At 38.9% G+C, this 7,169-nt stretch carries 5 protein-coding genes, 1 pseudogene and 1 CRISPR repeat array; of the genes and pseudogenes, 2 read left to right on the top strand and 4 right to left on the bottom strand.

Features of this window, described 5'->3' with window-relative positions; all coding sequences use genetic code 11:
• The first annotated feature begins 250 nt into the window (after positions 1–250).
• Complete coding sequence (locus tag CDG79_RS41780; RefSeq protein ID WP_143855708.1) at positions 251–448, top strand: hypothetical protein; 198 nt, start codon at positions 251–253, stop codon at positions 446–448.
• Positions 442–585, top strand: a complete 144-nt coding sequence (locus CDG79_RS44505; protein ID WP_223278589.1) for a hypothetical protein — start codon at positions 442–444, stop codon at positions 583–585. The genes CDG79_RS41780 and CDG79_RS44505 overlap by 7 nt, the downstream gene beginning before the upstream one ends.
• Before the next feature lie 476 nt (positions 586–1,061).
• Here the strand turns inward: CDG79_RS44505 and CDG79_RS37735 are convergent, their stop codons facing one another.
• From CDG79_RS37735 to CDG79_RS37720, 4 genes and pseudogenes are all read right to left on the bottom strand, one after another.
• Positions 1,062–1,955 carry a hypothetical protein gene (locus tag CDG79_RS37735; protein WP_094346647.1) on the bottom strand — a complete coding sequence of 298 codons (894 nt, stop codon included), beginning with the start codon at positions 1,953–1,955 and terminating at the stop codon, positions 1,062–1,064.
• 43 nt (positions 1,956–1,998) lie between these two features.
• On the bottom strand, positions 1,999–2,769 hold the full coding sequence (locus tag CDG79_RS37730; RefSeq protein ID WP_094346646.1) for a hypothetical protein: 771 nt from the start codon (positions 2,767–2,769) through the stop codon (positions 1,999–2,001).
• 7 nt (positions 2,770–2,776) lie between these two features.
• The gene (locus CDG79_RS37725) at positions 2,777–3,706 is read right to left on the bottom strand and encodes a ParA family protein (protein ID WP_094346645.1); all 930 of its coding nucleotides are present in this window, start codon (positions 3,704–3,706) and stop codon (positions 2,777–2,779) included.
• Between the two features lie 2,464 nt (positions 3,707–6,170).
• A CRISPR array of direct repeats spans positions 6,171–6,496; the repeat unit is 37 nt; unit sequence ATTGCAATCAACCTAAATCCCTATTAGGGATTGAAAC.
• 49 nt (positions 6,497–6,545) lie between these two features.
• Positions 6,546–6,821, bottom strand: a pseudogene (locus CDG79_RS37720) (tyrosine-type recombinase/integrase); the annotation flags it as partial.
• Positions 6,822–7,169: the final 348 nt, after the last annotated feature.

The raw sequence follows: 7,169 nt of genomic DNA, 5'->3' as shown, positions 1-7,169 counted from the left end.
TTATTTGATTTTAATAACAGCATTTATTTAGCTACAAAACATACTAATTTACACTGTTTAACTTCAAAGCAGACGACAAGTGTATAGATTCTTCATGCATAGATGAGGGGGAGAAAAGGGGTTGCCCAGGGCAACCCCTTTTCTCCCCCCTTAAAATGATTATCATTCTTGATAAAACCTGTCTCTTGTTTTTCTTGGAATAATTTATTCTTTGGAAGTCCCTGATTGGTGAGCATGATGCCGTGATGCCGTGGTAACACTAACAGATGTTTTACCTGCTTTTATGGCTGTCTACGGCATACGGCAACAATCACGGCAATCCATGCCATGTATAGGTCGTAGCCTACGGCAGCTTCACGGCAAGACGGACAGTCACGGCACAGACACCAATAATAAATTCCCCAATAAAGAACCATTTATTATTAGAGAATTAATAAAATTATGCTGAGAATAGTAATTGTTGAACCAGGAACATTCACGCTCTTAGGCATCAAAGGCGCTATTTCACAATCTCCTGATATAGAAGTAAGCTTTTTAATGGGTCAACGGGTGGCTCGTGCTACCCATTTACTTATCAGAATCTAGGAATCGAGAATCTCAGTTTCCATAACCTATTTTTTAATTCCAACCCCATTACACCACTCTCAACATTCCCAGTTTACTTATCCGAACTCAGCTAATAAGAAACCACCTTCTGATAAGTAATCTACTGATCGCACTTTTCTTCGGCTGCACAACCACGAATAGCTGCAACCCTTGCACAATAGGGTTATTGGACTGCTTTATTCCTCAAAAGAACAAACGCGATCGCGCTTTTGTTGATCTACACAACCGGAAACGCCTGCAACCCTTATGTAGTAGGGTTATTGGACTGGTTTAGCCCTGATTAGTGGTTGTTTTGCTTTTGTGCGGATTTTCAACAATGACTGATACCCGTGAAGCTTTATCCAGCATGGGTTAAGCCTGCATTAGATATAGTAATTTACCTATAAAAAAATACAAAAACAACTGCACAAGGATGAATATGGGTTGAGCCAGGAGCAAATTATTTTTTATTTAAGTTATTCTTTATTAAATGAAATATTATTAAACTCTATATATGCAACAAATTTAACACCAGTTTCTTTCAAAATTTGCCACTTATAATCCTCTATTGATTGTGCATTTGTGGGTATACGAACTGTTTTAAAATCTTTAGATTCTAAAGAAATAATTTCATCTTGAATTTGAATTTCTTTCTTTTTATCTTTATTTTCAAAGAGTATATGGTTCAGAATATCTTCTAAATTTAAGAAATTATTGGTTGATTGTTCAATACAAGAGTTCAATCTTTCATTATTCCAAAGTATAGGCTTTCTACCTTGATAATCTGACCCATCTTTAATATATCTGTTGCTATATTCATAAGCATCTTTATGCCATACGCAAGTTGAGCCATATTTATCAAAATTTTTAATTGATGTACCAGGGCGTTGGTTATTTATAAATAATTCCCATATAAAAGCCGTATCTGTCCAGTTATCTTGCCTTGTTAATTGATCATGAAAATGAGATATATTTCTGTTTGCATCTTGAGGTTTATCCCAGTATCCTTTAGAGCTTGGAATAACAGACTTGGCTTCAAACATACAAACTTTTGCTTTATTACCTGCACGAAATATTAGAAGTGCATCACAGCCGCATTTAATTTCTAGGCTTCTATCTAAAACTTTTGATTCTACAGTGGAATTATCTGTTTCTTCTGTTTGAATATTGCTAAAGGTATAAAAATTTTTTGCAAGCTTACTGCTACGCAAAAACAACCTTATATAGCTCATTAGTGTAGAAATATAATCTGGTTCACTGACAACGTACCTATCATGAAAATCTTGTCTTACATATTGGTCTAAAATGTAAACTCCATTAGCAAAATCAGAGGTGTAGGGGCGTACAGAAAAATTTAAAGTATTGAACATAGCTTAAACTATTTGACTATGACAACTGCTTTCTTAAAACTTACTAACTGCGACCCGTAGGGCGATCGGATGCATCCGGGTTTGGGTCAAGATGAGTTTGTTCAATTGGATCGGGTTGGCTTTCTTGAAGAGTTTCTACATCTAGTTCTTTTGTAGACGTTGATATTGTTTCATCCTGAGTCGCTTCAACGAGGTCAGATTCAGGAGTTTGTGTCGGGAGCCATTTTTTTTCTATTGGTTCACCTTGAATTGCTCTAGACCTTAAACGATACCCGATTGTTGCTTCTATAATTTTCTCGCGCAATGTCGGTATTGAATCTCTCCTGCTATTTGGGATGTCAATATGAATGGCTAAACTTTGCAAATCTTTTCTGGCGGAACAAAAATCAGTTAGAATCCGAAGTCCTTCCTCACGAGTGTCTAAGCTCCGTAGTGTTTCAGCTACTTGTTCTGGTGACAGCTTCGCTATATCTACGCTTTGTTCTATTTTTAACTGTTCACTTTTTAACTGTTCACTTTTTAACTGTTCACTTTTTAATTCCAATCCTTCGGTTGAAGATATCTCTGTTTCAATTGAAGATGCCTCTAGTTCATCTACAGAATTGGTATCTTTTTCAGTTGAGCTTACCTCTTTTGATATGGTGGTTTTAATCTGAGTATTTAATTGCTTACTATATTTAGGATGCAGAGCTAGTTTTACAGTTACCGAACCTTCTATAATGTCATTTACCTCTTGTTCGGTTAATGATTGAACCTCTTTTAATAGCAAAAATATAAAATTTACTATTTTTTGAAAAGACTGGTATTTGTTCATGATAAACTCACAAGTTAACTTTATTTATAAATTCACTAGTAAATTCCTGAATACCATGTATTACTTCTCTCTCTGTATCACTTGAGCCTCTTTTTAAAACTACAGGATAACTGGCTTCAGGGGCATTACCAAAAATAGTTTTATTCTCTTTAATATATGGTGTAAAAGTAGCAATCCCTAATTCTTTAGTTTGATTAATATATTGCCTTTGGGCAGCAATTGGCTCTCCTCCATGAGTTTGAACCATAGTAAAAAGAACGCCTAAGATTTGAGGGTTAATTCCTTTATGAACAATACCATCATCTAACTTGATAAAGTCGTTGAAGTCTTTCACAAGCTGTTTTACATGGCGCAAGAGATAGTCTATACCAATTGTAGATAGATAATCTGGTTTAGCAGGTATCAGAATATAATCACTTGCAACAATTGAGTTTTTTGTAACAATATTAAAGTTCGGAGGACAGTCTATAAGAACAATATCATATAATTTATTTGATTCTAATTCTTTTAATCCTTTTGCTAACCATTGATGGTTTTTCAAAAAATTCTTTTTAATAAGTAAAATAGTGCTTCCTCCTAGTTTAGAAGCAAGCTCTACATCTACATTTATAAGTCCAAGGTCTGATGATATTAGCGAAAGTCTACCTTTGCTTTCTAATAATTTGTTCACAGTTTCAGGGTCAAAGGTCAAGTCCTTTAAAGGTGTCAGAGGATTTTCATCTATAATGTTATCAAACCACTTTTTTAATGTTTTGGAGTTAGGAAAGCTTTTGTTCCAAATATCAGGTTTAATAAATGAAAAGGTTAAATTAGTTTGAGGATCTACATCTATTAGTAAGACATTATATCCCCGAAAAGCAAGTTCCCCTGCTAGGTTTGCTGTTACGGTGGTTTTTCCAACGCCACCTTTATAATTCATTACTGATACAACTTTCACTCTACTTTTCCTTATTTGAATTTTCTATTTCTTTTAACAACATCACTGCTAAATCCATCGAACTACTTTATTAAGAAGCGCATCGCACCCTAGTAGTTGATTTCTCCTACGGCGCTACTTACTTGATATTTGCAGTATGCCCACTATGAGATAAAAAACTAACAAATTTATTACAGCACCATCGAAGTTGACTTTGAGAACCCTTTTACCACTTGGTGATGAGTAAGGCGATCGCTAATCTTGGGCTAGTTCGGCTCGAAATCATTTGACCTGTGTAGTACGCTCTTAACCATTGCTGTGCGTTTGTTTCGCTTTCATGTCGTCATAGATATATTTCCCGACATCCACGCCCAAACTATTAAGGGTTTTAACAATATATTGACATTTATAGGTAAAGTACTATACCTTTTTTTCAGATGTGTTGATTACTCATCGACACCACTCGCCCGAACCTTAAAAACCCTATAACTTCCTTGACTGGTGTCGATTGCTTGCACAGCAACGTTTCCAAGCTGTGAATGACACTAATTATTGATAATTTATCTGGAGTTATTGACACTAGAAAAAGTGGTGTCGATTGGGGTATCTCAAACCCTTTACCTGTAAGGCTTCCAAAAGTGAACTCTTTACAAAGTCATCGCCCCGAAAGGGGATGGAAACATTCGAGTGATACCTGCCGAAATATTTCGGCAAGACACTTTACAAAGTCATCGCCCCGAAAGGGGATGGAAACCCCTTGCTAGACTCTTTGATGATCAAGCCCGCCATCGCTTTACAAAGTCATCGCCCCGAAAGGGGATGGAAACTTCTTTCATTGTTTTGCTTAAATGAATTTGTAGTGGCTTTACAAAGTCATCGCCCCGAAAGGGGATGGAAACTGTAAACCAATCACATCAAACTCTGGATTAGCAGACAACCTTTACAAAGTCATCGCCCCGAAAGGGGATGGAAACTTCAGAGTACTATCCTCAAAATATACTGGCTGAACAGACTTTACAAAGTCATCGCCCCGAAAGGGGATGGAAACTTCATTAGCGTCACAGTGATGAAGGGTGTGCCGTCATTTTTCCGATCACATTGCCCCGCAAGGGGATGGAAACGTGAAATCCATCACGACAATAGACCCTATTTGCCGTCTTTCTGATCACATTGCCCCGCAAGGGGATGGAAACCGATCTGGAAAGGGTTTGCTGATCAATCGGAATTCAGGACTTTACAAACTCATTGCCCCGCAAGGGGATGGAAACTCTTTCCGTACTAATTTGATAAAGCTGTCCCAATACGCTTTACAAACTCATTGCCCCGCAAGGGGATGGAAACAATTTGTTCTCTAGCCAATTTAGAGACAAAATCCTTTACAAACTCATTGCCCCGCAAGGGGATGGAAACTTTTTATCTAAAAGACCGAGCGTTAGCTCGTCTAGCAACCTTTACAAACTCATTGCCCCGCAAGGGGATGGAAACTACACTGAGGCTCTTTTTTCCTAACCGCCCTTACTTTCCGATCACATCGCCCCGCAAGGGGATGGAAACGTCAACGCCGCTAGGCACGTTCCTAGACTGCCCCACTTTCCGATCACATTGCCCCGCAAGGGGATGGAAACAAAAATGCTCCTTTACCCTTGACGACCATTACGTAACTTTCCGACCACATTGCCCCGCAAGGGGATGGAAACCCGATTCCAAAACACGTCGTGTAGGTTATGTAGGCTTTCCGATCACATTGCCCCGCAAGGGGATGGAAACCCGATTCCAAAACACGTCGTGTAGGTTATGTAGGCTTTCCGATCACATTGCCCCGCAAGGGGATGGAAACCCGATTCCAAAACACGTCGTGTAGGTTACGTAGGCTTTCCGATCACATTGCCCCGCAAGGGGATGGAAACCCGATTCCAAAACACGTCGTGTAGGTTACGTAGGCTTTCCGATCACATTGCCCCGCAAGGGGATGGAAACCGTTTTGTAACGTCCTCCAGAAGATTAGCCAATTTTCTTTCCGATCACATTGCCCCGCAAGGGGATGGAAACGTGATACGGTCTACGAGCGTGGTCAGGAAATCCACGTAATATTTTCTAAACCTCTTCCCCGAAAGGGGATGAAAACTTGTCTACCGCAGTCTGAACGTCAGGGGGAACTGTCCCAGTTTCCAAGACTTATTACCTCGCAAGGGGATAAAACAAAACCCTGCTAGAATCCGCCTTAAGCATGGCTTGCAATCAGACTTTTTTTGCAACAGTGCGCGGATATGTAGGTGTACAAAAATAACAATCAGCAAAAATCGCTGTATTCCTCTATGTGTAAGCATTTGAGCGCGAACGCATTTCTCAACCATCCGCGCACCTTATAGACACTGGCTTTCAGCGATTTGCATCTAGTCAATTTCCAAACAGTTGTGTTATGATTCTTGCATTCGCGCTATTGAACCTTGAAAACCAAATACAGCAAAGCTTTCAGATGCAGTCCATTGCAATCAACCTAAATCCCTATTAGGGATTGAAACTAAAAGTTGTATCCGGCTATTTTAAAATAAATGGATTGCAATCAACCTAAATCCCTATTAGGGATTGAAACAATAATCTTCTTTTCTTTAGCAGTAAACAGGAATCCGCATTGCAATCAACCTAAATCCCTATTAGGGATTGAAACTACTAAAAACCTAAATAAATACCACTAATTATCCATTGCAATCAACCTAAATCCCTATTAGGGATTGAAACTCTATAAATCTAAAGGTAGTCCAGCTACACTTAGAATTGCAATCAAACTAAATCCCTATTAGGGATAATGTGCGTCAATTTCAAGCTTTTGGTTAGTGTTTAGCTTTACACCACTTCTAGCCACAGGCGAGAGCATAGACAACGCCGCCGCCGCTCCCAACACCTGCTCGTCAGTCACTTCCAGATATCTCTGCAACTGCTCCAAATTCCGATGCCCTGATATCTCCTGAATAACTCTTAGTGGAATGCCTGCGTTACTCATCGCAGATAATGCGCTACGCCGAAAACTATGCGTCGATACGCCAATTATCCCAACTTGTTTGCAAGCTCCTCTCAAAATCCTAGAGGCTGAGTCTTCGCTGATGTGTCCATCACTGCGACCGGGGAACAAATAAATCTGGCGTTGCATAAATGCGGGATGAATCAGTTAATTAGGGGTACAGCCGGGATACGTGCAAAATGGGACACGATGCAAAGTTTTGTTAACATTCTTGCAATCATGCAGACTTTATGGTTCTAATTTCACCAAAACTCACTCGCTTGATGCAGAGTATATGACATACTCTGTATTTAATTAACTATTTAAATTATTTACTGTTTTAATAAAGCTTTTGTAAAACCTGTATTTTATATATCATTTATCAAATTGTCTAAAGCCATTTTCGCTACTGACTCTGCTCTAGAACTAGTTACTTTCTGATAGCGTAAAGTCGTTTGGATATTCTGGTGTCCCATCAATGCCCGT

Source organism: Nostoc sp. 'Peltigera membranacea cyanobiont' 232 (assembly GCF_002245985.1).
Taxonomy (GTDB): domain Bacteria; phylum Cyanobacteriota; class Cyanobacteriia; order Cyanobacteriales; family Nostocaceae; genus Nostoc.
This window is presented reverse-complemented; position numbering and strand designations above follow the sequence as displayed.

Bases quoted from the DNA above. Each gene is read 5' to 3' on its own strand.
- CDG79_RS37730 (WP_094346646.1), bottom strand. From the start codon at position 2,769: ATGAACAAATACCAGTCTTTTCAAAAAATAGTAAATTTTATATTTTTG.
- CDG79_RS44505 (WP_223278589.1), top strand. From the start codon at position 442: ATGCTGAGAATAGTAATTGTTGAACCAGGAACATTCACGCTCTTAGGC.
- CDG79_RS37735 (WP_094346647.1), bottom strand. From the start codon at position 1,955: ATGTTCAATACTTTAAATTTTTCTGTACGCCCCTACACCTCTGATTTT.